Genomic DNA, 25,128 nt, shown 5'->3' with positions numbered 1-25,128 from the left:
ACCGTCGCGCGCCAGTGGCGTTGAGTGGAGCCATGACTTTCGTAAACGTAGGCACCCTCGGAGTGAAGCCCGGCCACCGCGATGAGGTTGTCGCCATTCTCACGCGACGCAGCACCGATCTGGATAGCGCCGGATGCCTCAGCTACGAGGTCGGCGTGAGCGACGAGCATCCCGACACCGTGTTCGTTTCTGAGCTCTGGGAATCGGCTGAAGCCCACCGACTCTCCCTGCAACTCGCGAGCGTGCAGGCAGCGATCAAGGAGGCGATGCCCCTGTTGAGCGGCGAGATGGGCGGGCACCGTTTCGAAGTCGTGGGTTCGCCGCTGCGCGACTAAGAATTACGGTTCGCGCGACTACGTTTTCCGGCGTTCCACCAGAACACCCATGCAATGAGCCCAAAATAGGGAATCGCGAGCAGCACGACCGCCCACACGAGCAGGAAGAACATCGACAGGGTCGTCTCGCGGGCGGTGACGATAATCGCCCAGACGCTCGCAGCGTAGGGCAGGATCAGCGTCGCGACGATGACGAGGTGCCACACATTGAAGTTGTCGATCATCGTGACCCCATCACCATAAATTGAGAATCTATCTGCTTGAGGTTACGCGATTCGACGCTCGGGGAACACCCACCGCACAAGGCCGAAGCCTACTGCGGCACCGAGCAGTTGCGCCGCGATGAAACCGGGAGCCGAGCCCGGGGCGATGCCGGCGAACGTGTCGCTGAACATCCGACCGATGGTGATGGCGGGGTTGGCGAAACTCGTGGAGCTCGTGAAGAAGTACGCGCCGCCGATATACGCGCCCACAGCGATCGGCGCGAGGTTTGCGCGCCCCGTGCGCACGAGAGCGAAGATCACGACAATGAGTCCGGCGGTGGCGACGACCTCGCTGAGAAAGTGGCTTGGCGTGAGGCGCACAGTGGTGCTGAACGTGACGGCGGCCTGCGCAAACATGAGGTTGGCGAGGATCGCACCGACGATACATCCGACAACCTGAGCGGGAATGTAGAACGCCGTATCGCGCCACGACCGCAGCCCGCTGAGCGAGTCCACGATGGAGACGACGGGGTTGAAGTGCGCCCCACTGACCGTCATGAAGACAAGGATGAGCACGCCAAGGCCAAGGGCAGTCGCGAGGGCATTCTCGAGCAACTGCAGCCCGGTGTCTCCCGGCGAGAGCTGTTGAGCAGCGATACCGGAACCGATGACGACCGCGGAAAGCCCGGCGCTTCCGACAAATTCTGCGGTCAGGCGGCGGGCAAGAGCGAAGGTGCGAGGCGTGGTCATTCGGCGATCATACCGAAACATTGATAACTGTCTATGAATCGCGCATCCTCGTTTAGACTGAGTGCCATGCCCGCGACCGAGTCATCCGCCCCCGAAAGCGAACGCACGGTAGCCGAACGCATCGCCCAGAGCATGCGAGCGATCGCTGACCCCACCCGAGTGCAGATTCTTCGCCTACTCATGGATGCCCCCGACGGCCGCCGCGGAGTCACCGACCTTGCCGCTCGTCTCGGCCTCACCCAGCCCACCGTGAGCCATCACGTGCGCATCATGGCGACCGACGGCATCCTGCAGAGCACTCAGGAAGGGCGCCAAGTCTGGTACTCCCTCGTACCGTCGCGCCTTGCCGATGTGTTTGATTTTGTGCAGCACTCCCCCTCCGACGCCAACCCCTCCTCAGTGGACCCGGCGATTCTCGCGCGCATCAGCGATGACCTCGCGCTGCGATTCGCCGGAGTCTTCTCCCGTGAGACCGTGGCCGAGTACGTCGCAAGTAGCTACGAACTGCTCCGCCAGGGCGCGCCGCGCGATCGCCATTTGTCGTCGCACACCTCCCGGTTCGCCGCCGACCGTCTGGGGTCGCTTGCGCTTGCCGACTCCGAAGGAGTGACGGATGCCGCGGCATCCGGTGCGCCAACCGACGTGCTGTTTGTGTGCGTGCAGAATGCGGGTCGCTCGCAAATGGCATCCGCAATTCTGAGGTCTCTTGCTGGCGATCGTGTGCGCGTGCTCACCGCCGGATCAGAGCCCACCGAGACCATCAATCCAAAGATCGTGGCGGCCCTCGACGAGATTGGCGTTTCGGTTGCGGGCGAGTACCCGAAGCCGCTCACCGATGAAGTCGTGCGGGGTGCGGATGTCGTGATCACGATGGGCTGCGGCGATGCGTGCCCCATTTACCCCGGCCGTCGCTACCTCGATTGGGAACTCCCTGACCCCGCCACTATGTCCATGGATGGCGTGCGAGCCGTGCGCGACGACATCGATGGCCGAGTCCGAGAATTGCTTCGCTCGCTGCCTCCGGTGAACGCTGCGTGAACTATCGCGTTCCTGCACCCGCAGCGCTCGCGCAAAACATAGACAATCATCTATGCTTTGCCTATGACTACCGAGACTGCCCCCGCCACTAAGCCCGTCGTTCTGTTCGTCTGCATCCACAATGCAGGCCGCTCCCAGATGGCCGCCGGCTACATGACGGCGCTCTCGAACGGTGCCGTCGAGGTGCGCTCGGGCGGCTCGGAGCCCGGCAACGAAATCAACCCCACCGCCATTGCCGCGATGGCCGAGGAGGGCATCGACATCTCGCAGGCGGTCCCCCAGCTCATGACGACCGACCAGGTGCAGGCCTCGGATGTCGTCATCACGATGGGCTGCGGCGACGTCTGCCCCATCTTCCCCGGCAAGCGCTACGAAGACTGGGAGCTCGTCGACCCGAAGGGCAAAGGCCTCGACGAGGTTCGCCCGATCCGTGATGACATCAAGGCGCGCATCCAGAAGCTGCTCGCGGAGATCCTTCCCGCCTAGACAACTACTTAAACGACTGAAGGCGGACGCACTGCGACCGCCTTCAACTCGTTAATCATGCAGTGCCCCGACAGGGACTCGAACCCTGACTGTGATGATTTTAAGTCATCTGCCTCTGCCAATTGGGCTATCGGGGCACGCCCCACGCTTTCGCGTGGAGCATGCAGTCACGCTATTTGGGGCGTGAAGCGAATTCTTCGAATGCGCGGCGCGGTTCTACGCGAGCCTCGAGCGAAATGGTGTCGCGACCCCAGAAGAAGTTCGTGATCCAGTTGCTGAAGACGCGAGCCTTGCGCTCGAACATTGGCATCGCCATGCCGTGGTAGCCACGGTGCATGAACCACGCCGGGAAACCCTTGACCGCGATCTTGCCCGACTGGAAAACGCCGTGGTAGAGACCGAGACCGGCAACGGCACCCTGGTTCTTGTGGAAGTAGTCCTTGGTCTCTTCGCCGCGAAGCGAAGCCACAATGTTCTTGGCCATGAGCTTGGCCTGGCGAACAGCGTGCTGAGCGTTCGGAACGCAGAAGCCGCCAACGCCACCACCGGTGAGGTCGGGAACAGCACACACGTCGCCGGCACCCCAGGCACCCTCGACGACACCGTCATCGTTGATGACACGGAGGTCTGCCTGCACACGGATGCGTCCACGCTCTTCGATGGGAAGGTCAGTGCTGCGCACGACCGGGTTGGCCATAACGCCAGCGGTCCACACGATGGTGTCTGACTCGAAGCTTTCGCCGGTCGACAGCTCAACCACGCCACCCACCGCTGACTTCAGCTGGGTGTCGAGGTGAATCTGTGCGCCGCGGTCGGCGAGGTTCTTGATAACCCACTTGCTCGTCTCGAGCGAAACCTCGGGCATGATGCGGCCCATGGCTTCAATGAGGTGGAAGTGAGTGTCTTCGAAGTTAATGCTCGGGTAGAGCGGCAGCAGCGATGAAGCCAGGCTGCGCATCTCACCGAAGGCTTCGATACCGGCGAAGCCGCCACCGACAACAACGAATGTCAGCAAGCGGTCGCGCTCAGGGCCTGCAGGCAGGTTGGATGCCTTGTCGAAGTTAGTGAGAAGACGGTCGCGAACGGCAACAGCCTCTTCGATCGTCTTCATGCCAATCGCTTCATCAGCGACGCCCGGGATCGGGAAGGTGCGCGAAACGGCGCCAGCGGTAACGACAACGAGGTCGTAGTCGATCTCCCACGAGTCACCCACTTCAGGCTGAATCGTTGCAGTCTTCGCCTCGTGGTTGATTCCGGTGACCTTCGCTGTGACGACCTTGGTGGTCTTCAAGTGGCGACGGTGCGGAACAACCGCGTGGCGAGGCTCAATGGAGCCTGCTGCAACCTCAGGCAAGAAAGGCTGGTACGTCATGTAGGGAAGAGGGTCCACCATGGTGACCTCAGCTTCGCCGCGACGCAGCCACTTTTCGAGCTTACGGGCAGTGTAAAAACCGGCGTAACCGCCGCCGACAATCAAGATTTTTGGCACGAGTTAGAGTCTCCTAAAAGGGAAGTTCGCCACCAAACTTACTCTGTCTCGCGCAGACTCCTAAACCGACGCCAAGCGAAGACGCCCGAACCGGCCAAAATCATCAAAAAAATCGCGTAAATGGCAAGAGGTACGCCCACATTGCGAAGCATGCTCACGGTTGGCAGCACTGTTCCGAGCGGACTGACGGGCCCCGCAACGTCCGGCACTGTTTCCGGAACCGGCGTCGGTGTCGGGCTGAAGCTCGGCACAGGGATCGGCGTGGATTCCGCACGGCGGTAAACGGTGATCCACTCCGCGAGACTCCCCATCGGGTTCTCGTCAACGAGCGGAACATTTGCCGTCACCGCTGCTTCAGCATCGATGAGCCCGAAGCCATAAATCGCGTCTGCGCCCGGAGCACCCGTGTCGTGCGCCGTGGAGACAATGCGATTGATCACGTTGTTAGCATCCAGCTCAGGATGAGCGGCACGCACGAGCGCCACGATGCCGGCCACGATCGGGGTCGCCCCGCTGGTGCCGTTCCACAGCACATGCGAACCACCGGGAGCAACGCCCACTAAATCCTCGCTGGGCGCAGCAACACCGATCGTGATGCCCTGGGTGGACGCGTTGAAGCTCGCGACGCCGTTAACGTCGACACCCGCAACAGTCAAAACGCCGGGCATCGTCGCGGGCGCACCCACGGAGGCAGTTCCACTGCCACGGTTTCCCGCCGCCGCCACAACAACAACGTCGTTGTCCATCGCGTAAAGGAATGCGCTGTCCCAGCTCAGCGGCCAGTCGAGAGTCTCACGGGTGAGCGACAAATTAATGACGTCGGCCCCCTGATCGACTGCATAGCGAACCGCCAAGGCAATCTGATCATCCGAACTGATCGCCCCACCGGTGAAGCCGATAGAGATCGCCATAATGTTCGCCGCTGGAGCCGCACCGATCACGCCAGCGTCCGTATCGGTGCCGCGCCCTGCCGCGAGCGACGCGACGAGCGTGCCGTGCGCTGGGTTATCGTCGCCGACCGGTGTCTGGCCGTTTGCCGAGCCTTGGCCTGAGAAATCTGTTCCGCCCGTGACAACACCAACAAGCTCGTCCACCGAGCCATCAACACCGGTGTCGATCACCGCAATAGTCACGCCTGCGCCCTTGGTGGTCTCCCACGCGGCTTCGATGCCGTACTCCTGAAGCCAATATTCTTGGTCACGCACCGCATCCGCGTGGGCCGGGGTCGCCACCAATAGCGACGCAAGGCTCGCCATCAGTATCGCGCCAGCAGCCCACCGCTTCACCGTTGTGTCTCCCCTGTCACCGTCGCTGGGGCAGCAGTGGGCGCCGAGACAGCATCGGCTGCCGAGGCGCAGTCGCTAGTTGCTTCGGTGTAGTCGGGGCACTGGCACACGGCCGGGCTCCACGAGGCACGCTCAAGAGCGATATCGCCGATGGGGTTAACTCCGGGGCCGGCTGCGAGTGAATGGCCAACCAGCGCGTGCAGGCACTTCACGCGAGTGGGCATGCCGCCGGCTGAAACGCCGGCCAGCTCGGGAACGACCTCAATGCCATCCCGGTCGGCAATGTAGGCGTCGTGGGCGGCCTGGTACTGCGCACCAATCTCGCCCTCGAGCATTGCCGCGAGCTCCGGCATCTGCCCCTCAGCTTCAAGCGTCGACACGGATGCCGTTGCGGCCGGGTGGCACAGGTAATAGATCGTGGGGAACGGCGTTCCATCGCTCAGGCGGGGTTTGGTCGACACCACGGTCGGAGCGCCGCACACGCAGCGCGCCGCAATGCCGATCACATCGCGAGCGGGGCGGCCGAGTTGAAGCGACACAATGCGCACATCTTCATCGCTGACAGCGTCAAACGGTGGGGTGGTCATTGCTGAGGTCCTTCAATTACGGGGGCGGTGAGCTCGTCGGGGGCATCTTCCGTGAGACCAGCAGTGTAAATGGACGACACGAGAGTTTGCACCCAATCGATCTGGGTGGTTTGGATGGTCGCGCTCACCGGCACACCATCGTTGGTGGTGACATCGGCGGCTTCGCCGGTAACCAAGTAGCTCACTTCGCCCGGATACACGTAGTAGAGCCGGTCGCGCGCCTGGGACTCGATATAGGCGCGGTCATCCCAGCGGGCAACGTTTTCAGTGAGGCTATCGACAGACTCTTGAGCCTCTTCAACCTCAGATTGCAGTTGCGCAATCGTCTGCTGCTGCTCGATAAAAATGCGCAAGTTTGGCGCAAGAACGATGACGGCGAGTATGAGCAAACTAAGCATGAGCACGGTGAAGCCCGAGAAGCGGATCGTGCGCAGCCAGTGTTCGGGCGCGCTCTCCTCGGGCAGCGACACCGCTACCTTTTTTGCTCGTACTCGCCTAGCCATGCGTTCGATGCTAGACGACGCTAGTGAGTGCTAGCCGTTGAACCGCGGGAAGGCGGTGCGACCAGCGTAAACAGCGGCATCGCCGAGCTCTTCTTCGATGCGCAGCAGCTGGTTGTACTTTGCTACGCGCTCGGAGCGAGCCGGTGCGCCGGTCTTAATCTGACCGGTGTTGAGCGCTACCGCGAGGTCAGCGATCGTGGTGTCTTCGGTCTCGCCTGAACGGTGCGAGATAACCGCCGTGTAGCCGGCACGCTGAGCCATTGCGACAGCGTCGAGGGTCTCGGTGAGCGAACCAATCTGGTTGACCTTGACGAGGATCGAGTTTGCCGTGGCGAGCTCGATGCCCTTGGCGAGACGCTTCGGGTTGGTGACGAACAGGTCGTCTCCGACGATCTGAGTCTTCGAACCGATTTCGGCGTTGAGCTGAGCCCAGCCTTCCCAGTCGTCTTCGTCCAGCGGGTCTTCGATCGACACGAGGGGGTACGCGGCAACAAGCTCGGCGTAGTACGCGCTCATGTCGCCAGCTGACTTCGAGGCGCCCTCGAACGTGTAGGCACCGTCCTTGTAGAACTCAGTAGCGGCAACATCAAGTCCAACGGCGATGTCCTTGCCCGGCGTGAAGCCAGCCTTCTCGATTGCCTCCATGAGGAGGTCGAGTGCAGCGCGGTTGCTGGAGAGGTCGGGGGCGAAGCCACCCTCGTCGCCGAGGCCAGTGCTGAGGCCCTTGCTCTTGAGCAGTCCCTTAAGCACGTGGTACGTCTCAACACCCCAGCGAAGGCCTTCGCTGAAGGTCTCGGCGCCGTGCGGGAGGATCATGAACTCTTGAATGTCGACATTGCTGTCGGCGTGCGATCCACCGTTGATGACGTTCATCATCGGCACGGGAAGCACGTGAGCGTTCGGTCCGCCGAGGTAGCGGAAGAGGGGCAGGTCTGCCGAGTCAGCAGCAGCCTTCGCCACGGCGAGCGACACACCGAGGATCGAATTAGCACCGAGGTTCTTCTTGTTCTCGGAACCATCGACGGCGATGAGCTCAGCATCAATGAGGCGCTGGTCGGAGGCGTCAAGGCCTTCGATGGCGGGGCCGAGGTCGTCAATAACCGCGTCAACGGCCTTCTGAACGCCCTTGCCGAGGTAGCGGTTCTTGTCGCCATCGCGAAGCTCGTAAGCCTCGAATGCGCCAGTGGATGCTCCCGAAGGAACTGCGGCGCGAGAAACTACGCCGTCGTCGAGCAAAACCTCAACCTCGACCGTGGGGTTACCACGGGAATCAAGAATTTCGCGGGCGCCAACTGCTTCGATCAAAGCCACAGGGTGTCTCCTTAAAGAAAGTTTGTTTGGACTGACAGTGGTGGATGTCCGTGTGAAAGCCTACTCCGAGCCAACGACCGGCGCTGACTCGTTACGGCTAACAGTCGGTAACGGGGCTGGCGAACGAAACTGGCCAGTGGCTAGCAGCACGATCACCAGAACGAGCGGCACGAGCCATCCGGTCCAGCCCAAAATGCTTGCCTGAAGGGGGTCGAAAGATTCGCCAACCATGATGAAAATGATCGAGAACCCGGCAGCTGCGTTGAAGGCACCGTGGGCTAGGGCGGCAGGCCACACCGACGCCGAACGGATGCGCAGCCACGCGAACACGCCGCCAACGACGATCGTCATGCCGACCATGGCCGTGAGCGCGAGCCAGCCGGGAGCACCAGGGTAGTTGTAGCCGAGCAGGATGAGCGGGGCATGCCACAGGCCCCAGATCACTCCCGAGATAAGGATGGCCGGAACGATGCCGAGGGGCAGCAGCTTGGGCAACAGCCAGCCGCGCCAGCCGAGTTCTTCACCGAACGCGGGAATCGTATTGATGACCGCACCGATCAACACGTTCACGAACTGCAGCGCGACCAGCAGGCCAATCGGGACAGGCAGCGGCTCTTCACCAATCGCCGCCAACTGGCTATCGACCATCGCCTGGAAGCCGGAGAAGTTCACAAAGTCGGCGGGGTAGACCCCCACTACGGCACCGACAACGAGCGCAGCCAGAATCAAGACGGGCGGAACGACGAGCGCCAACGCCAAGTAGCGCAGGAACCGGCCGACGGGGCGCACCGAACCAAGCCCCAGCGCCGCGCGTCGCGAGCGAGCATCCGGATGCTTCTCGACAAAGAAGACGACCACGAGCGCCGCGATCGCCGGCGTAAACATCATCGCGAGCGCAAACACTGTGAAGAACGGATTCTCGAGACCACCCGTGAACCAGAGAGGAAGGGCGAAGAGCCACGCGAGCCCAAAACTGACGCCCACAAAAACAAGAATCGGTGTTGCTTTGACGTTCACGACTTCTCCCTCGAAGGCTGCGTTCCGCTAGCCACCCAGCGGCTTGAACTCAAGGCTATCAATACTCATGTTTTCGGCACGAACCGTTGCGAAACTGGTGAACCCGGCATCCTTCAACTGATCGAGAAGCTGGGGCATCTTCTTCGGTCGAGCCTCAAGTCGCACGCGTTTGCCGTCACGAATCAACGCTGCTTGCAACCGCACGAGCGTCGCCGCATCGACATCGGTGTCATAAATCAACGCAAGCTGATCATCAATGGCTGCATCGCCGAGCTCAACGAGATCGACAAGACGTTCGAAGCCGAGCGAGAATCCCACAGCGGGCACATCGCTACCCAAGAAACGACCGATCATTCCGTCATAGCGGCCACCGCCACCGAGCGAATACCCGAGCGACGGATGCGCGACCTCAAAGATTGCGCCCGTGTAGTAACCCATCCCCCGCACCAACCACGGGTCAAACTCAATGAGCGAGCCGGAGTCGCCACGGCCCGCTTCAACGGCCTCGCCGATCGCCGCGAGTTCAAGAATGACCTCCTCGGTGACTCCTGCGGGCAAGGCGGCGCGGATGGCATCCGCACTGAATGCAGCAGCACTTTCGGGGGCCGGACGCGTCAGGAATTCGGCGAGCGCCGCCACGGGACCATCGGGGAAGGCACGTTCACGCAACTCAGCAACAACGCCATCGGCACCGAGTTTGTCGAGCTTGTCGACCGTGATGAGCACCGCTTCGTGCTCCTTGGCCGGGAACCCGAGAATGCTGAGCGAACTCGTGAGCAAGCGACGATCGTTTACGCGAATGGTGCAGCCTTCAATGCCGAGAGCATCGAGCGTGGCAGCCGTAGCGGTGATGAGTTCGATCTCAGCGCTCGGGCCCGCCTCGCCCATGATGTCAATGTCGCACTGCACAAACTGGCGGTAACGCCCCTTCTGCGGGCGCTCGGCACGCCACACGGGTGCCATCTGAATCGCCCGGAACACCTTCGGCAACTCGGCACGGTGCGTCGCATAGAAACGAGCCAGCGGCACCGTGAGGTCGAAACGCATGCCCAGATCGGCGAGTTCAAGGGCATCGGATGCCGCCTGCAGTTTCTCACTCGTGAGCCCTCGTTTCATGACAGCGAACGCGAGCTTCTCGTTGTCGCCGCCCAAACCGGCATGCAAGCGTGAACTGTCTTCCATCACCGGGGTTTCGATCTCGTCGAACCCGTGAGCGCGGTAGCTTCCCCGGATAACACCGAGCACACGCTCGCGCTGAGCTTTTTCTGCGGGGAGGAAATCCCGCATGCCGCGGGGAGGATTAACAGTGGACGCCATGATTCCTATTCTCTCGCACCCACGAGGCGTGTGCGGTTACCGGACTACTTCAGTAATGAGTTGTTCGACCCGCGAGCGATGGTGGGCAATGGCGGTCTCGAACACTGCGGTAGACGCCTCAAGGTTCTGGTTGAGCACAAGATCGAACTGCACTCCGTGGAAGGTGTTGACAAGCAAGCGAGCCTCCACCTCGGCCGCGCCGCGATCTACTCCTAAGGACACGAGCGCTGCTGTGCCCATCTCGATCCACCGCACAAAGTAGTCACGCGTGATGGAGAGTTCGTCGCGTTCCACAGCTTCGAGCAGGCCAGCCTCAAGTTCGAGACGTTGGCGGTGCAAGTTTTCCGGCAGTTGCGTCCACCGCCACGACTGCGCGAGGCTCGAAAAGTAGTCTTCAAGAGTGTCAAACGGAAGCATCGCAGCTTCTTCAGGGCTCGCTCCCCGCGCGTTGATCCGCACTATTTCACGGACGAGCTCTGCGCGCGTTCCGAAATGGTAAACCAGCGTGAAGGTGCTGACATCGAGCGCTTTCGCAAGCGAACGAAATGTGAGACTAGACAGCGGTTTATCAGCAAGATAGGCGATAGTTTGCTGAAGAAGAGCTGGCTTGCGTGTCGGGTCGGGTCTACGGGCCATCAAATAAACATAACGGTTGTTTGCTTATGGGTTCGACAATGGTTATGATTTCTCCTTGTGCCGGAAACCTGTTAACGGCACCACAACTACTTGAATCCCCCTCACCAGGGGCTTCTCCAACGCTGGATCGGTAGGCCGGGTAATCCCACCGATCCTTCAGCGCGCGATGCCATTCGGTAGACGATCGACGTGCGATCACATGTCTCGTTTGCTGGCGTTGCGCCGGTGCCCTCCTTATTCGGGTTAAGGGGGGCACCACCCATCCGGGTTCTAGCCTGCTGAATCGGCCTTCGCTACCGACACTTCGTGCTCCTTGATCTCTTCGGTCAACTGGCGCAGCGCAGTGCGCAACGCCCGCTCCGAATCCAAACCGTTCGCTTTCGCGGACGCCACAATCGCCAGCAGCAGCGGGCCCAGTTCATCTTCTTCCGTGACATTGATCGCGCCCGGAGTCGTGGCATCCAAGAGTCCGACCTTGTGCGCCCGACCGAGAAGCTTGTCAGCGAGTGCAAGCGCGGGCATCTTCTGCGGGATGCCGTCGGTGACGCTGGTGCGTTCTGGCTTCTCTGTTTTCTTCAGTTCATCCCAGGCCGCCACAACGTCGTCGGCCGTCTCGGCGGTGGCGTCGGCAAACACGTGAGGGTGCCGGCTCACCATTTTGGCATTCATGTGAGCGGCTACATCTTCGAGAGTGAAGCGCCCAGCTTCAGTCGCAATATCGGCATGGAAAAGCACTTGGTAGAGCACATCGCCAAGCTCTTCGACCATGTCGGCGGTATCGCCACCTTCGATCGCATCCACCAACTCGTAGGTCTCTTCCACAAGGTGCTTCACAAGCGACTCATGCGTTTGATCGCGGTCCCAGGCACAGCCTCCCGGCGCACGCAGCCGCTCGAGAGTGGCAATAAGGGTGTCGAGTTCGGGATGAGGCGCAGCAGGCTCAGTCATGCCGCCATTCTCCCACTTCTCAAACTAAGCCAAAGTCACCTTCCGTGTTGCGGGATGTCCTCCGGCGAGAGTGCCGCGCTCTCGACCACTATGTGTCGTGTGGACCCGAAGAACACGTCTCCTAAGCGCGCCATCGGTGTGCCTTCTGCCACTCCCGTTACTCGCCGTTTCATCGCTGGCTTCATCCAGTTATTCAAGCCTCTCCTCAGAGTGAACTTGATCGCCTACCGGGTCGAAACCGCGAACGCACTCTTTCCCGACGATGCCCCCGAGGGAGGAGTGGACGGCCCCGATCCTTCCCGGATGCTGTTTATCGGAGACTCGGCGGCATCCGGCTTCGGCGTACTCAATCACGGGCTCGCCGTGGTCTCGCAAACTGCACGCTTCGTGGCGCGCGAACACGGTTCCGGATGCTCGTGGACGACCATGACCGACACTGAACTCACGATGGCTCGCGCCGCCCGCCAGCTTGCCGACACCTCGGTCGACGTGGATGCGGTGGTCGTCTTGCTCGGTCCGCCCGATGTGCTGCTGGGAACCACCGCCACCAGGTGGAGGGAAAGCCTCGTGGCGCTGATTGAGGCTGCGCGTCACGGCGCACACCCTCATTGCCCCGTAATTGTGTCTGAAGTTCCCGTTATGTACCGCTTTCGCCCCATGCCGCTCGTCGTACAGCGCATCCTCGCCCTGCAGATCAATCGCCTGAACGAGGCGACACTCACTGTCTGCGAGGCGGTGCCCGACGTGGCCTACGCGCCCTTCCCTGCGCTCGAAACCAGCACCGCGTTCATCGAGCAAAGCCTGAATTGGAAAACTGTGCACTCTCTCTGGGGCAAAGAGCTCGGCACCGCCACGGCGCGGGCGATCGCCGCCCAGCAGCACCCCGACAGCACCGAAATTGACGACGACGACTAGATAACATTCGTCGCCTTCCGCCGCACCCTTCGTCTCAGCCCCGCCGCAGCATGCAAGAATCTTTCCGTGGCAGCCTCCCCTCAACGTCCCCGCACTCTTGGCACTCTTATCGTTGTCGTGCTCGTCGCGGTGATCGCCATCGCGACCTACTTCGGCACCGGCACGCTAGGCTTCACCCCCGACGATTCTGACGTCGCGGGCACCTCGAACAGCTCGAATCCCGCTCCCGAAAGCGCGCCCGAAACCGCAAACACTGACGCCGACAACGCCGACGCAGCGAGCGCCACCATCGGCATCCCGACTGACGCTTTCGCGGCGACCGTCAACTATGTGCACGACGGCGACACGCTTTACCTCCAGAACGGCAGCACCGAATTGAAGGTGCGCCTCATCGGGCTCGACACCCCCGAGCTTGCCAGCCAGCAGAATCCGGATGCCGAAGAATGCTACGGAATCGAAGCGCGCGAGCTGCTGCGCGACTTCCTCCCCGAAGGCACCACCGTGTGGGCCGCTGAGGATCGCGAACCCGAGGACCGCTACGGCCGTTCGCTGCTCTACGTCTATCTGCAAGACGGCACGTTCGTGAACTTAGCCATGGTCGAACTCGGCGCCGCTGAAGCTCTCAAAGTCGGACTCAACGATCGCTACTGGCCCGAGCTGCGCGACGCCGAAGATGATGCCTACGCGGCGAAGCTCGGCATGTGGGGCGCCTGCTAACTCGCCGCCGAAGCGCACTCGGTCACGCATCGCGTCGGCCGTTCAGCCACCGCATGGCACGATTGGTGCATGCTCGACCCCGCTAACCCCCTCATGCTCGCGTTGCTGTGGCTTACGCTCGGCGGGGTTCTGACCGCTCTCGCTCTGCGCACGTTCCGCCGGGATCAGCGCGAGTACCGCCGCTTCAAACGTTTTCGCACCACCAAACGTCGCCAAAAGATGTTGCGCCGCTGGTTGCTGATCTCGTTCACGCTGTTTGGCGGTCTAGCACTCGTGGTTCTCGTGGTGAGCGGAGCATTCGCCGCTCCCCTACTCGCCGATGTTCAATCGTGGCCGTGGGTGTCCTCGTTGCTTGGCGTACTCACTGCCCGCCCCTCCCTCACCGGCGGAGTGCTCGTTGGGCTCGCGATCGGCGTGATCGCCGTCACAGTAGTTGCGATCATCTCGGTTCGCAACGAGGGTGACGAAGTCGTGAGTCTTGGTGATGTTCAAGCGATCCTCCCTCGCAATCGCCAAGAGCTCGTACTGGGTGGATTGCTCTCCCTCAATGCCGGGCTCGTAGAAGAACTGCTTTTCCGCCTCGCTCTACCGGCTCTGCTTTTTGCCACCACCGGCAATGCGATCGTCGCGGTTGTGGTGAGCCTTCTCCTGTTCGGGCTCATGCACTCTTACCAGGGACTCACGGGCATCATCGTCACGACGGTGCTCGGCGCAGTCTTCATGGCCATCTACGTGCTCACCGGAAGCATTCTCATCACGATCATCGCGCACGCGCTTCTCGACCTGCGCTCGCTCGTGTTGATCCCGATGGCGATCGGGGGCGTGCACCGAATCGACGGTCGACGAAACCCACTTGCCTTCAAACCGACAGCGAAGCCTGCGACGCCTGCGACGCTTCCCGGGGCCGAGGGTGCGGGTGCGGGTGCGGGTGCGGGTGCGGGTGCGGGTGCGGCCGAGCCTGCTTCGAGCGACTCAACAGTCGAAGCCGCGGCACCCACGCCGGAACCAGCGCCGGAGACAGCGCCCTAGTTCTTAGCTCGGGCCGGACGTGCCGGACGCACCCGCAGCATCCTTCGTCTCTTTAGCTTCTTTCGCTTTGGCTGCTGCCTTGTCGGCCGCAAGCTTCTCGGCCGCTTCGGCCGCAAGTGCAACCTCCGCGAGCTCTGCCGCAGTATCTTGAGCGCCGAACACTGACACGAGCAACTCCTTGGCCCAGTCGATGAGGTCGCCATCGCTTGCGCCTGTGGGCAGCGGAATGATCGCCGTGGAGGCGGCCGAGTGATACTTCGATCCCGGATACATCCGCTGCAGACGGATCTGCTTCGAGTCGAGCAGATCGGCGGGCGCGATGCGGAGCTTGTCGCCCATGACGACAACCTCGCTGAGCCCCAGTCGCTGCGACATCCGCCGCAGTCGAGACACCGCAATCAGGTGCTTCACTTCCTCGGGCGGCTCGCCGTAACGGTCGGTAAGTTCGTCGAGAACACGATCGATGCTGTCGGCGGATGCCGATGGTGCGCTGGCCGTGGAGAGCTTTTGGTAGGCCTCAAGACGCAGGCGCTCGCTTTCGACGTAGTCCTCGGGGATGCTGGCATCCACGGGCAGCTCAAGCCGCAGCTCGGTCTGGCCCTCGGCAACATCACCGCGGAAGGTGGAGACTGCTTCGCCGATCATCCGCAAGTACAGGTCGAAGCCGACACCGGCAATGTGGCCAGATTGTTCGCCACCGAGCAGGTTTCCGGCACCACGAATTTCGAGGTCCTTCATGGCGATCTGCATACCGGCACCCAGCTCGTTGTTCGCAGCGATGGTGTCGAGGCGCTCGTGGGCAGTTTCGCTCAACGGCTTCTCTTCGTCGTACAGGAAGTACGCGTAGGCGCGCTCGCGGCCACGACCCACTCGACCGCGCAACTGGTGCAGCTGGCTGAGGCCATACTTGTCGGCCCGGTCGATGATAAGCGTGTTGGCATTGGGGATATCGAGGCCGGTTTCCACAATCGTGGTGGAGACGAGCACATCAAACTTGCGATCCCAGAAGTCGACCATCACTTGCTCAAGTGCTGCCTCGGGCATCTGGCCGTGGGCAATGGCGATTCGAGCATCCGGAACCAGTTCGGCAATCTTGGCCGCGACCCGGTTGATCGAACTCACGCGGTTGTGCACGTAGAACACTTGGCCCTCGCGCAACAGTTCGCGCCGAATAGCGGCGCCAACCTGACGTTCGGAGTACGGGCCAACGAAGCTGAGGATCGGATGCCGGTCTTCTGGCGGTGTCGCGAGGGTCGACATTTCGCGGATGCCCGTGACTGCCATCTCGAGCGTGCGCGGAATCGGGGTTGCCGTCATCGCCAAGATGTCGACGTTGGTCTTGAGCTTTTTGAGCGCGTCTTTGTGTTCAACACCGAAGCGCTGCTCTTCATCGATGATGACGAGGCCGAGGTCTTTGAAGGCGATGCTCTTCGAGAGCAAACGGTGGGTTCCGATGACAACATCCACGGTGCCGTCAGCGAGGCCGGCGATCGTTTCGCGCGACTCTTTCTCCGTCTGGAAACGGCTGAGAGCCCGCAAGTGCACGGGGAAGCCAGCAAAACGATCGGCAAACGTCTCGACGTGCTGGCGCACGAGCAGCGTCGTCGGCACAATCATCGCGACCTGCTTGCCGTCTTGCACAGCCTTGAACGCGGCGCGCACCGCAACTTCGGTCTTGCCGTAGCCGACGTCACCGCTCAGCAGGCGGTCCATCGGCACCGGACTCTGCATGTCGGCTTTGACCTCATCGATTGTGGTGAGCTGGTCAGGAGTTTCCGCAAAGGCAAAAGCTTCTTCGAGCTCACGTTGCCACGGGGTATCGGGCCCAAAGGCGTATCCCTTGCTGGCCATGCGCGCGCTGTAGAGCTTGACCAGCTCGACAGCGATATCGCGAACGGCACGACGAGCTTTGGTCTTAGCGGCCGACCAGTCGCTGCCACCCATTTTGTTGAGGGCCGGAGATTCGCCACCAACATAGCGCGACAGCAGGTCGAGCTGATCGGTGGGCACATACAGCTTGTCGCCAGGGTAACCACGCTTATTCGGCGCATACTCGAGCACCAAGAACTCGCGCTGAGTCTTGACCGCATTGCGGCCGCCCGTGCTGACCTCGCGTGACACCAACTCGATGAACTTACCGATGCCGTGCGTCTGGTGCACAACGTGGTCGCCGCTCGAGAGCTGCAGCGGGTCAACAACGTTCTTGCGTCTGGCCGCGAGCTTGCGTGCCGGGCGCGAAGCGTAGCCGACCGACCGACCAAAGAACTCGCCTTCGCTCAGCACCGCAAGCTTCGCCTCGGGCATCGCAAAACCATGGTCGACAGAAGCGCGCAGCAGATACGCGACTCCCGGCTCGGTCTCGGCGGGGAAGGCCTCAACGGCACGCCCCGCCAATTCGCGTTCGCCCAGCAGATTAGCAGTGCGCTCTACGAGACCGGCTCCCTCCGCGACGATCGCTACCGTCCAGCCATCGGCGAGCAAGTGGCCGACGTGGTCGAGGGCGCCATCGAGAGTGCCGGCGAACGAGGGGGTTGCCGTGGCTGCGATACGAATATATTCGGATGCCTCTTCCGCACCATCCAGCAGGTCGACGGCATCCGCTGCCCCCGAGTCGAAGGTGCTGAGGGTCCACCAGGGGCGATCCCCCGCGGACGCCCGAAGCGCGTTGAGCGTGACAAAGTCACCGGCATCCAAGTCAATGGGCGCTTCAGCGCCAGCTGTCGCCGCGTTCCAGGCCGCACTCAAGAACTCTTGGTTCGTCTCAGCGAGGCTGATCGCGCGCGACGACACCTTCTCGGGTGAGAGCACCGCGATGGCAGCATCCGCCGGAAGGTAGTGAGTGATCGGCACCAGTTTGTCGACCAGCGCCGGCGCTAGCGACTCCATGCCATCGACCGGAATGCCTTCGGCAATCTTCGCGAGCATTGTGGAGAGACTCGGAAACTCGTGCTGCATCTCGCGGGCACGCTGACGTACCGCATCGTTCAGCAACAGTTCACGACTCGGCACCAACTCGACTGACTCAACATCGCCCTCGATAGAGCGCTGATCGGCGACCGAGAACTCGCGCAACTGCTCAAGCTCATCGCCAAAGAATTCGAGACGAAGCGGATGCTCGTGGTTGGGCGCAAACACGTCAAGGATGCCACCGCGCACCGCAAATTCACCGCGCCGCGTCACCATGTCGACACGGGAATATGCCAGTGCCACGAGTCGCTCCGACAGCGCCGAGAGGTCGTAGTTGCGGCCGCCCTTGGTGAGCTCGACCGGTTCGATCGTCGTGAGGTTATCGGCGATGGGCTGCAGCGCTGCCCGAACGGATGCCACCAGCACAAACTGGCCAACCGGGTTCGCTTGCCACTTAGACAGGTCTCGCAAGGCCTGCATCCGCTTGCCGACTGTTTCGGCACTCGGGCTCAGTCGTTCGTGCGGGAGGGTTTCCCACGCCGGAAATTCGACAATCTGAGCATCGGGCAGATAGCTCGTGAGCGCACGGCGCAATGATTCGGACTCGCGACCGGTCGCCGTGACCGCCAACAGTGACCGTGGTGCGTTCGACTGTGTGAGTAGCCCGCCGAGCAGGGGTGCACGCATGCCATCGACGAGCGAGAAGTCTGCGCTTCGTTCAGAGAAACGCAGGGCGCTCTTTACGGTTTGGGCGCGCGAAAGTGCTGAGATAATTCCGTCGAGAGTCACCGGATTACTCTACTCGCGGCCACTGACGCTCCGGTGCGAGTTCACCCACAGCGCAGCAACGCTAAGGCAGGTAGTGCAGCGCAGGGTCAACGGCGCCAACAGCATCGCTACGACTGCCGCACTCGCAAGAACTAGCGCGGGCTGTGGAAACGCTGCTGGGCAGTTTCGAGACCTTCGCGCGCCACCATAGTGACGGCATCCGCGGCATCGCTCAAAAGATTGGGCAGAGCTTTGCGTTCTTCGCCCGAAAAGTCGCGCAACACAAAGTCGGCGGCAGGCTGGCGACCAGGCGGGCGCCCGATGCCCACGCGCACGCGGGTGAAGTCGGGAGAGCCAACAGCGGCAGCAATATCGCGGATGCCGTTGTGGCCTCCGTGACCGCCACCGGTTTTGAGCTTCACCGTGTCGAAATCGATATCGAGTTCATCATGCACGACGATGAGGCGCTCGACCGGAATCTTGTAGAACCGCATCAGTGCTGCGGTGGGCCCGCCCGAAAGATTCATAAAAGAATTGGGCTTCGCCAGAATCAGCTTGGGGCCATCACCAAAACTGCGGCCTTCAGCGACCGCAGCATTGGCTTTGTGGTTCTTGAAAGTGGCAGACAGTTCGTCTGCCAAATGGGCCAACACCATGTGGCCCACGTTGTGGCGATTACCGGCGTAGCCGGGCCCGGGGTTACCGAGCCCGACTACTAACCATTGGTCATCCACGATTTCTCGCTTACGAAAGAATCTGATTATTCAGCAGCCTCGGTGCTAGCAGCATCGGCAGCAACTGCTGCGGCTTCTTCTTCAGCGGCTTCAGCCTCAACCGACGCACGCGGCATGCTGACGGCGACAACGAGAAGCTCGGGGTCGGAGAGCAGGTTCGAGCCCTCGATGAGCTCAACGTCGGCGGCGTAGATGTGAGCGCCTTCTTCGCGGCCCTCGATGTCGACGGTGAAGTACTCAGGAATGTGAGTTGCTTCTGCCTCAACCGAGATGGTCGGAGCGTCGAGGTTGGCGAGGGTGCCAGGAGCCGACTCACCAGTAACGTGGATCGGCACGTCAACGATAACTTTTTCACCCTTGCGGATGACAACGAGGTCGATGTGCTCGATGATCTGGCGAACGGGGTCCTTCTGAACATCCTTGACCAGTGCGAGCTGGCTCTTGCCGTTGATGTCGAGGTCCAGAATCTGGTTCGACTTGCGGAGGATGAGCCCGATCTCGTGACCCGGGAGGGCAACGTGGATGGGGTCGGTGCCGTGACCGTAGATGACGGCGGGAATCTTGCCTGCAGCGCGGAGCTTGCGAGCAGCACCCTTGCCGAAGGATTCACGGGCATCCGTGACTACGTGGTTAACGCCTGGCTTAGCCATTGTTATCTCCTAGTAAGACCGAAGTCTGTTGTGAGCGCAGTGCCTGCAACAAGCGAAGTGCTCGTGGCGGGCGCAGTGCCCAGATCATTGTCTGTAGTTCAACTCGAACGCCGGCAGACCATAGGTCTGCCACGTGAGGAAAAGCCCTGTGACTTGCCCGCCGCGTCGATAACGGAACCAGATGGTTCCCTCGCCGAAGTTCAACTGTTGAGTTTACACGGTTAATCGCGGTTCAGCGCCCCGAGTTTGCGCGGCTTGGCGCCGCTCGGTGACGACAACTGAACCACTACTCTTGAAGCATGCCCGGAAGCCTTCACGCACGTGTGCTCAACGATCTCGGGCTCAGCATCGTTTCGGGCGACATCTCCCCCGAATCCACGATTCTCGCCGAACAGCTCGAAGAGCGGTACAGCGTCTCCCGTTCGGTCGTGCGCGAAGCGGTACGCGTGCTGCAATCGCTCGGGATGGTCGCCTCCGTCAAGCGGGTCGGGATGCGCGTTCTTCCTATGTCGGAGTGGAGTCTGTATGATCCGCTCGTGATTCGGTGGCGCCTCGAACAGGTTGAGAACGGACGCCAGTTGCGCTCGCTCACCGAATTACGCAGCGCCATCGAGCCTCAGGCCGCCAAGCTCGCAGCCCTGCACGCCTCCAACGACGCCGCCGGCGAGCTGCTGGCGCTGGCCGCGCGTATGCGGGCCGTGGGTCGCTCAGGCGACCTTGAATTGTTTCTGGAGCTCGACATCCGCTTTCACTCGCTCGTTCTTGCCGCGAGCGGCAACGAGATGTTCGCGCGTCTCGACCGGGTGATCGCCGAGGTTCTGACCGGCCGCACCCACCGCGGGCTGATGCCAGCGACACCACACGAAGAGGCACTGCAGCTGCACGTGGATGTGGCGGATGCCATTCAGGGCAAGCGCCCGGCTGACGCCTACGCCGCGATGGAACGCATCATGAGCCGCACGATCGAAGAAGTCGAGCCCATCTGGGCTGGCGAACCCCGCATCTTCCTCGACTAGAAGCGCAGCAGCACCTTGCCGCTGTTCTCCGAATCCTTGGCTACAGCAAAGGCTTCGTGAGCATCGGATGCCGCGAACTCGTGGGTCACGATCGGCCCTACAACGAGGCTGCCGTCGGCGAGCGCCGTAATCACTTCGTCGATCTCGTCGTTGAAGCGGAACGAGCCGACGAGTTCGAGCTCACGGGTGATGGCTAGCGAGATGAGCGCGGGCTGCTGGCCAGAGGGCAAGAGCCCGACCATGACAACGCGGCCGCCACGAGTTGCACCGCGCACAGCGGACTCGAGACCGCGGTAGCTGCCCGAGGATTCGAAAACGATGTCGGCGTCGACGGCGGCGATGGCATCCACGTCGGTGGCGTGAAGAGTTTCAGTTGCGCCAACTTGGCGCGCAATGGCGAGCGGGCCGGCGAACATGTCAACAGCCACGATCTCGCTGGCTCCGGCGCGCTTGAGAACGGCGACGATGAGGGCACCGATGGGGCCGGCGCCGATAACGAGAGCCCGTTTTCCGCGAACGTCGCCCGCACGCGAAACGGCATGCCACGCCACGCTCGCGGGCTCGACGAGGGCGGCATCGCGCAGGGTCAATGAGCTAGGGAGTGCTCGCAGCATCCGGCTGGGCAGAGTGACGAACTCGGCGAAGGCACCCTCGGTGTGAGGGAAACGTGCCGCACTGCCGAGGTAGGTGCAGCCGGGAGAAAGATTCGGGCGGTCTTCGGGCCACCGTGGCTCGGTTCCGCCGGGAGTTGCGGGGTGCACGGCTACGGCAGTTCCGACAGCGGGGCCGGTCCCGTCAGCGGCCTGCTGAATGACCGTGCCGACAACTTCGTGGCCGAGAATCATCGGAGCCTTGAGAATCGACTCCCCCGCAGCCCCGTGCGACCAGTAGTGCAGGTCAGACCCGCAGACCCCGCCGAACGCAATCTGAATCACGGCTTCGTCGGCGGCCGGAGCGGCCAACGGAATGCTCTCCACGCGCAAGTCATCTTGAGCGTGAATTGTGACCGCGAGAGTTTCGGCGGGGGCTGCACTTGTCATGACAATCTTTTCTGTAGAACGGTGCCGGCAGCGACGCGCGGCGATAGAGCTGGAGGTTAGACGACGACCGTCATGCCGCCATCGATGAAGATGACTTGACCGTTGACGTAGTCGGAACCGCTCGAGGCGAGCCAGACTGCTGGTCCCCCCAGGTCGGCGGGAGTACCCCAGCGACCGGCTGGTGTGCGACCCAAAATCCAGTTGTTGAAGGTGTCGTCATCGACGAGCGCCTGCGTCATCTCTGTGTGGATGTAGCCGGGGGCAATGGCATTGATCTGCAATCCGCCGCTGGCCCACTCTGCCGTCATGGCACGAGTGAGGTTGCGGATGCCACCCTTCGACACCGTGTACGGCCCGATGGTCGGGCGCGCGAGGTCGGTCTGCACCGACGCAATGTTGATGATCTTGCCCTCGCCACGCTCGAGCATGTGCCGGGCAACTTCGCGTCCGACGAGGAACGCGCTGGTGAGGTTGGTGGAAATGACTCGGTTCCAGTCCTCCACGTCGAGGTCGAGCATCGGTTCGCGATGCTGGATGCCCGCGTTGTTCACGAGCACCCCAATCGCACCGATGGAGGCCTCGATCTCGGCAATTGCGGTGGCGACAGCTGCGGCATCCGCTACGTCAAACGCGCGAGCGTAGACGCGGTCGGCCCCAAACTCGGAGCTGAAGTCGGAGTGAGTGGCGGCGAGCCGCTCTTCGTCGCGACCGTTCAGCACGATCGTTGCACCGGCAACGGCCAAGGCCTGAGCAATGACGCGCCCGATTCCTCGACTAGAGCCGGTCACGAGGGCGATACGCCCGGTGAGGTCAAACATGGTGGATGCCACAGCTATCTCCTAGAACATTCCGGCGATGATGAAAATGACGAACGCAATCGCGAAGCCCATGACACCGATTAGTGCCTGGCCAACCGTCCACGTACGCAGGGTGGTCTGGGTGTCCATTCCGAAGAAACGGCTGACCAACCAGAAGCCCGAGTCATTCACGTGACCTGCAAACACCGAACCGGCGGCGAGCGCGAGCACGATGGCCGCGAGTTCGACGGGGTTGAGGCTTGCGTCAGCAAGTACGACGGGCTGAATGAGCGCCGCCGAAGTGGTGAGCGCGACGGTTGCAGAACCTTGGGCGACGCGGATGATCGCAGCGATCACGAAGCCGGCAACAATCAGCGGCATACCGATCGAGTCGAGCGAGCTCGCGATGCTGGCGCCGATTCCGCTGGCACGCAGTACGCCGCCGAACATGCCACCGGCACCGGTGATGAGAATGATCGAGCTAACCGGGCCGAGGGCGCTGTCAACGATGGTCTCGATGAGGGTGCGCTTCTTGTTGCGCTTCCAGCCGAGCAGCCACATGGCGAACACGACAGTGATGAGCAGAGCGATAGGAGTTTCCCCGAGGAGACGAAGCGCCTGAACGAGCGGGCTTTCAAGGTCAACAACGCCAGCGGTTGCGAGGGCGTTGAGGCCGGTGTTCATGAAGATGAGCACGAGGGGAAGGAGAAGGAGGAAGAGGATGGTGCCGAGCTTGGGGTTCGACTTGAACTCTGCAGCCTTCTCGTCGTCGTGAACGCCGAAGAGGATGTCGGGAATCGCAATATCGAAGCGCTTACCGGTCCAGGTGCCGAACTTGTAACCCACGACGTACCAGGTGGGGATGGCAACGATAAGACCAAAGATCAGAACGAGTCCGACGTCAGCGCCAAGAAGACCGGTTGCGGCAACGGGGCCGGGATGCGGCGGCACGAAGATGTGCATGACCGAGAACGCGACGGCAGCGGGGAACGCGTAGAGCAGGAGCGATCCACCGAGGCGACGAGCAACCGTGAAGATGATCGGCAACATGACGACAAGACCGGCGTCGAAGAAGATGGGGAAACCCATCATGAGCGACGCTACAGCGAGAGCAAGAGGCGCACGCTTTTCACCAAAGCGGTTGATGAGCGAATCGGCGAGCACTTGCGCTCCGCCACTCATCTCGAGCATCCGACCGAGCATTGCTCCCAGACCGACCAGCAGTGCGACGCTGGCGAGGGTGCCGCCGAAACCCGACGTGAGCGTCGGGATTATCTGGTTCGTGGGGATACCTGCGGCAAGTGCAGTCACGAGGCTGACGATGATCAGCGAAAGGAACGCGTGAACGCGCCCCGCGATGATCAGTACAAGCAGGAGCGCAATGGCGCCGGCAGCGAGCAGTAGCAGGCCCCACGTGGGCAACTCCCACAGCAGTTGGAGATCGGTCATCATTGTCCTTTTTCTCTAGTGCAGCTCAGCCGACGTAGTTGTCGGTGAGGTCTTTTTTGATGGACCGGACGATGTCATCCGGAGTCTGGGTGAGGTCGACGAGCACTCCGCGCTCATCGGCCTGGAGCGGTTCGAGAGTGTCGAACTGGGAGTCGAGCAAGCTGTTGGGCATGTACTCGTGGTTGCGGTGCGACTGACGCTCGGCGATGACTTCGCGGGCTCCCTGCAAGTGGACGAAAACCGTCGAGGGAGCGTGCGCGGTGAGGATGCGGCGATAGGAGCGCTTGAGGGAGGAGCACGCGACGATGATGGGGTTTTCGTCAGCAAGTTCGGCACCGATGCGGTCGGCGATGATCTCAAGCCACGGTGCGCGGTCTTCATCGTTCAGAGCGTGGCCAGCAGCCATCTTCTCTTTGTTAGCTCGCGGATGAAGGTCGTCGCCATCGATGAATTGCATGCCCAGAGCTTCGCTAAGGGCAGCGCCAACGGTCGATTTACCGGATCCCGAGACACCCATCACGATGAGGGGTGGAAATTGTGAAGCCACTGTTTTCCTAACACTCGACGCATCGTTACGTCAGATATCAATCTGACCAGTGTGCCTTAAAGCAGACTTAATGCAAAGTTGTTGAGAATATATCTCCGAAGCCCGGTAAATGGATGCCTCCAGTGCTGCCCGCTACCCCTGCGTTTCCCAGCAACACAGGCTGGTAACTCGCGGGCCCGAGTGGGAGAATTGGGCTACGGAAGGATGACTCCATGAGCGAGAATCTGAATAACCCAGTGGAAGAACTAACACTGGAAACGTGCTGGGATTTGCTGCGCACTGCCGATCTGGGCAGGATCGCCGTCAGCTTTCAGGGGGAACCTGAGATCACCCCCGTCAATTTCATCGCAGTGGGCGAGCGACTACTTTTGCGCACATCGCAGGGAACCAAACTGCTCAAACTCACGATCAATGACCGTGTCGCCTTCGAGACAGACTTCGTGGGGCCGCACACCGCGTGGAGTGTCGTCGCCAAAGGCACCGCGCGCGTCATCGAATCTCAGGATGAGATTTACGAAGCAGACCAACTGCCGCTTCGGCCCCTCATCCCGACCCTTAAATACACGTGGGTCGAGATCACACCGACCGAGATCAGCGGGCGCCGTTTTCTCTTGGGCCCAGAGCCCGAGCGCTACTAGAGCGAGGCGCTGCTG

General features: G+C 61.7%; 26 protein-coding genes and 1 tRNA gene. 8 read left to right on the top strand and 19 right to left on the bottom strand.

The features are described 5' to 3' along the window. The first annotated feature begins 32 nt into the window (after positions 1 to 32). Entirely contained in the window at positions 33 to 335 is a 303-nt protein-coding gene (locus I6E60_RS11995) for a putative quinol monooxygenase (protein WP_197180530.1), read from the top strand. Here I6E60_RS11995 and I6E60_RS11990 read toward each other — a convergent pair. Both I6E60_RS11990 and I6E60_RS11985 read right to left on the bottom strand, forming a co-directional pair. Beyond that, positions 332 to 559 (bottom strand): hypothetical protein, encoded by a 228-nt coding sequence (locus I6E60_RS11990; RefSeq protein WP_197125653.1) that lies wholly within the window; start codon positions 557 to 559, stop codon positions 332 to 334. The two genes, I6E60_RS11995 and I6E60_RS11990, sit on opposite strands and share 4 nt — an antisense overlap. A gap of 42 nt (positions 560 to 601) precedes the next feature. Beyond that, positions 602 to 1,288, bottom strand: coding sequence for an MIP/aquaporin family protein (locus I6E60_RS11985; protein ID WP_231601523.1), 687 nt, complete (start codon positions 1,286 to 1,288; stop codon positions 602 to 604). Between the two features lie 66 nt (positions 1,289 to 1,354). On the opposite strand from I6E60_RS11985, the gene I6E60_RS11980 reads away from it, so the two are divergent. Both I6E60_RS11980 and I6E60_RS11975 read left to right on the top strand, forming a co-directional pair. Next, the gene (locus I6E60_RS11980) at positions 1,355 to 2,326 is read left to right on the top strand and encodes a metalloregulator ArsR/SmtB family transcription factor (RefSeq protein ID WP_197180526.1); all 972 of its coding nucleotides are present in this window, start codon (positions 1,355 to 1,357) and stop codon (positions 2,324 to 2,326) included. A gap of 63 nt (positions 2,327 to 2,389) precedes the next feature. Then, the gene (locus tag I6E60_RS11975) at positions 2,390 to 2,812 is read left to right on the top strand and encodes an arsenate reductase ArsC (protein ID WP_197180524.1); all 423 of its coding nucleotides are present in this window, start codon (positions 2,390 to 2,392) and stop codon (positions 2,810 to 2,812) included. A 63-nt stretch (positions 2,813 to 2,875) separates the two neighbouring features. Here I6E60_RS11975 and I6E60_RS11970 read toward each other — a convergent pair. The 10 genes from I6E60_RS11970 to I6E60_RS11925 all read right to left on the bottom strand — a co-directional run bounded on the left by I6E60_RS11970 (position 2,876) and on the right by I6E60_RS11925 (position 11,906). After that, positions 2,876 to 2,949: transfer RNA gene (locus tag I6E60_RS11970), tRNA-Leu, on the bottom strand. A gap of 35 nt (positions 2,950 to 2,984) precedes the next feature. Further along, positions 2,985 to 4,301: an NAD(P)/FAD-dependent oxidoreductase gene (locus I6E60_RS11965; protein WP_197125661.1), complete on the bottom strand. Its 1,317-nt coding sequence runs from the start codon at positions 4,299 to 4,301 to the stop codon at positions 2,985 to 2,987. A 38-nt stretch (positions 4,302 to 4,339) separates the two neighbouring features. Further along, positions 4,340 to 5,587: a S8 family serine peptidase gene (locus I6E60_RS11960; RefSeq protein ID WP_197125663.1), complete on the bottom strand. Its 1,248-nt coding sequence runs from the start codon at positions 5,585 to 5,587 to the stop codon at positions 4,340 to 4,342. Further along, positions 5,584 to 6,174: a DUF501 domain-containing protein gene (locus I6E60_RS11955; protein WP_231601522.1), complete on the bottom strand. Its 591-nt coding sequence runs from the start codon at positions 6,172 to 6,174 to the stop codon at positions 5,584 to 5,586. Before I6E60_RS11955 ends, I6E60_RS11960 begins: the two co-directional genes overlap by 4 nt. After that, on the bottom strand, positions 6,171 to 6,677 hold the full coding sequence (locus tag I6E60_RS11950; protein WP_231601521.1) for a septum formation initiator family protein: 507 nt from the start codon (positions 6,675 to 6,677) through the stop codon (positions 6,171 to 6,173). Before I6E60_RS11950 ends, I6E60_RS11955 begins: the two co-directional genes overlap by 4 nt. Positions 6,678 to 6,707: 30 nt before the next feature. Further along, the gene (eno, locus tag I6E60_RS11945; protein WP_197125666.1) at positions 6,708 to 7,988 is read right to left on the bottom strand and encodes a phosphopyruvate hydratase; all 1,281 of its coding nucleotides are present in this window, start codon (positions 7,986 to 7,988) and stop codon (positions 6,708 to 6,710) included. Between the two features lie 60 nt (positions 7,989 to 8,048). Next, a complete protein-coding gene (locus I6E60_RS14685; RefSeq protein ID WP_307841834.1) occupies positions 8,049 to 9,005 on the bottom strand; it encodes a CPBP family intramembrane glutamic endopeptidase in 957 nt (318 codons plus the stop codon). Between the two features lie 27 nt (positions 9,006 to 9,032). After that, complete coding sequence (gene hisS, locus I6E60_RS11935; protein ID WP_197180522.1) at positions 9,033 to 10,322, bottom strand: histidine--tRNA ligase; 1,290 nt, start codon at positions 10,320 to 10,322, stop codon at positions 9,033 to 9,035. 36 nt (positions 10,323 to 10,358) lie between these two features. Then, a complete protein-coding gene (locus tag I6E60_RS11930; protein WP_197180520.1) occupies positions 10,359 to 10,958 on the bottom strand; it encodes a TetR/AcrR family transcriptional regulator in 600 nt (199 codons plus the stop codon). Between the two features lie 270 nt (positions 10,959 to 11,228). Then, the gene (locus tag I6E60_RS11925; RefSeq protein WP_197180517.1) at positions 11,229 to 11,906 is read right to left on the bottom strand and encodes a YabN family protein; all 678 of its coding nucleotides are present in this window, start codon (positions 11,904 to 11,906) and stop codon (positions 11,229 to 11,231) included. 99 nt (positions 11,907 to 12,005) lie between these two features. Here I6E60_RS11925 and I6E60_RS11920 point away from each other — a divergent pair, with 99 nt between their 5' ends. The 3 genes from I6E60_RS11920 (at position 12,006) to I6E60_RS11910 (ending at position 14,567) form a co-directional block, all read left to right on the top strand. Further along, positions 12,006 to 12,821, top strand: a complete 816-nt coding sequence (locus tag I6E60_RS11920) for an SGNH/GDSL hydrolase family protein (protein ID WP_307841833.1) — start codon at positions 12,006 to 12,008, stop codon at positions 12,819 to 12,821. Between the two features lie 66 nt (positions 12,822 to 12,887). Continuing rightward, positions 12,888 to 13,538 carry a thermonuclease family protein gene (locus tag I6E60_RS14680; RefSeq protein WP_197180515.1) on the top strand — a complete coding sequence of 217 codons (651 nt, stop codon included), beginning with the start codon at positions 12,888 to 12,890 and terminating at the stop codon, positions 13,536 to 13,538. Between the two features lie 69 nt (positions 13,539 to 13,607). Then, complete coding sequence (locus I6E60_RS11910) at positions 13,608 to 14,567, top strand: CPBP family intramembrane glutamic endopeptidase (protein WP_197180513.1); 960 nt, start codon at positions 13,608 to 13,610, stop codon at positions 14,565 to 14,567. Positions 14,568 to 14,570: 3 nt separating this feature from the next. Here the strand turns inward: I6E60_RS11910 and mfd are convergent, their stop codons facing one another. From mfd to I6E60_RS11895, 3 genes are all read right to left on the bottom strand, one after another. Continuing rightward, entirely contained in the window at positions 14,571 to 18,263 is a 3,693-nt protein-coding gene (gene mfd / locus I6E60_RS11905; protein ID WP_197180511.1) for a transcription-repair coupling factor, read from the bottom strand. 131 nt (positions 18,264 to 18,394) lie between these two features. Continuing rightward, a complete protein-coding gene (pth, locus tag I6E60_RS11900; protein ID WP_197180509.1) occupies positions 18,395 to 18,976 on the bottom strand; it encodes an aminoacyl-tRNA hydrolase in 582 nt (193 codons plus the stop codon). A 26-nt stretch (positions 18,977 to 19,002) separates the two neighbouring features. After that, positions 19,003 to 19,626, bottom strand: coding sequence for a 50S ribosomal protein L25/general stress protein Ctc (locus I6E60_RS11895; RefSeq protein WP_197125677.1), 624 nt, complete (start codon positions 19,624 to 19,626; stop codon positions 19,003 to 19,005). Between the two features lie 299 nt (positions 19,627 to 19,925). Here I6E60_RS11895 and I6E60_RS11890 point away from each other — a divergent pair, with 299 nt between their 5' ends. Next, a complete protein-coding gene (locus tag I6E60_RS11890; protein ID WP_197180507.1) occupies positions 19,926 to 20,642 on the top strand; it encodes a FadR/GntR family transcriptional regulator in 717 nt (238 codons plus the stop codon). Here I6E60_RS11890 and I6E60_RS11885 read toward each other — a convergent pair. The 4 genes from I6E60_RS11885 to I6E60_RS11870 are packed head-to-tail and all read right to left on the bottom strand — an operon-like array spanning position 20,639 to position 24,475. Continuing rightward, a complete protein-coding gene (locus I6E60_RS11885; RefSeq protein ID WP_197180505.1) occupies positions 20,639 to 21,682 on the bottom strand; it encodes an L-idonate 5-dehydrogenase in 1,044 nt (347 codons plus the stop codon). The genes I6E60_RS11890 and I6E60_RS11885 overlap by 4 nt on opposite strands. Positions 21,683 to 21,738: 56 nt before the next feature. Next, complete coding sequence (locus tag I6E60_RS11880) at positions 21,739 to 22,512, bottom strand: SDR family oxidoreductase (RefSeq protein WP_307784465.1); 774 nt, start codon at positions 22,510 to 22,512, stop codon at positions 21,739 to 21,741. Between the two features lie 9 nt (positions 22,513 to 22,521). Beyond that, positions 22,522 to 23,931: a GntP family permease gene (locus tag I6E60_RS11875; RefSeq protein WP_197125683.1), complete on the bottom strand. Its 1,410-nt coding sequence runs from the start codon at positions 23,929 to 23,931 to the stop codon at positions 22,522 to 22,524. 22 nt (positions 23,932 to 23,953) lie between these two features. Then, positions 23,954 to 24,475 (bottom strand): gluconokinase, encoded by a 522-nt coding sequence (locus I6E60_RS11870; RefSeq protein WP_197180503.1) that lies wholly within the window; start codon positions 24,473 to 24,475, stop codon positions 23,954 to 23,956. A 212-nt stretch (positions 24,476 to 24,687) separates the two neighbouring features. Between I6E60_RS11870 and I6E60_RS11865 the strand changes: the two genes are divergently transcribed. Next, complete coding sequence (locus I6E60_RS11865) at positions 24,688 to 25,113, top strand: pyridoxamine 5'-phosphate oxidase family protein (RefSeq protein ID WP_197125687.1); 426 nt, start codon at positions 24,688 to 24,690, stop codon at positions 25,111 to 25,113. The last annotated feature ends 15 nt before the right edge of the window (positions 25,114 to 25,128 follow it).

The organism is Salinibacterium sp. SWN167 (assembly GCF_015864665.1).
Lineage (GTDB): Bacteria > Actinomycetota > Actinomycetes > Actinomycetales > Microbacteriaceae > Rhodoglobus.
This window is presented reverse-complemented; position numbering and strand designations above follow the sequence as displayed.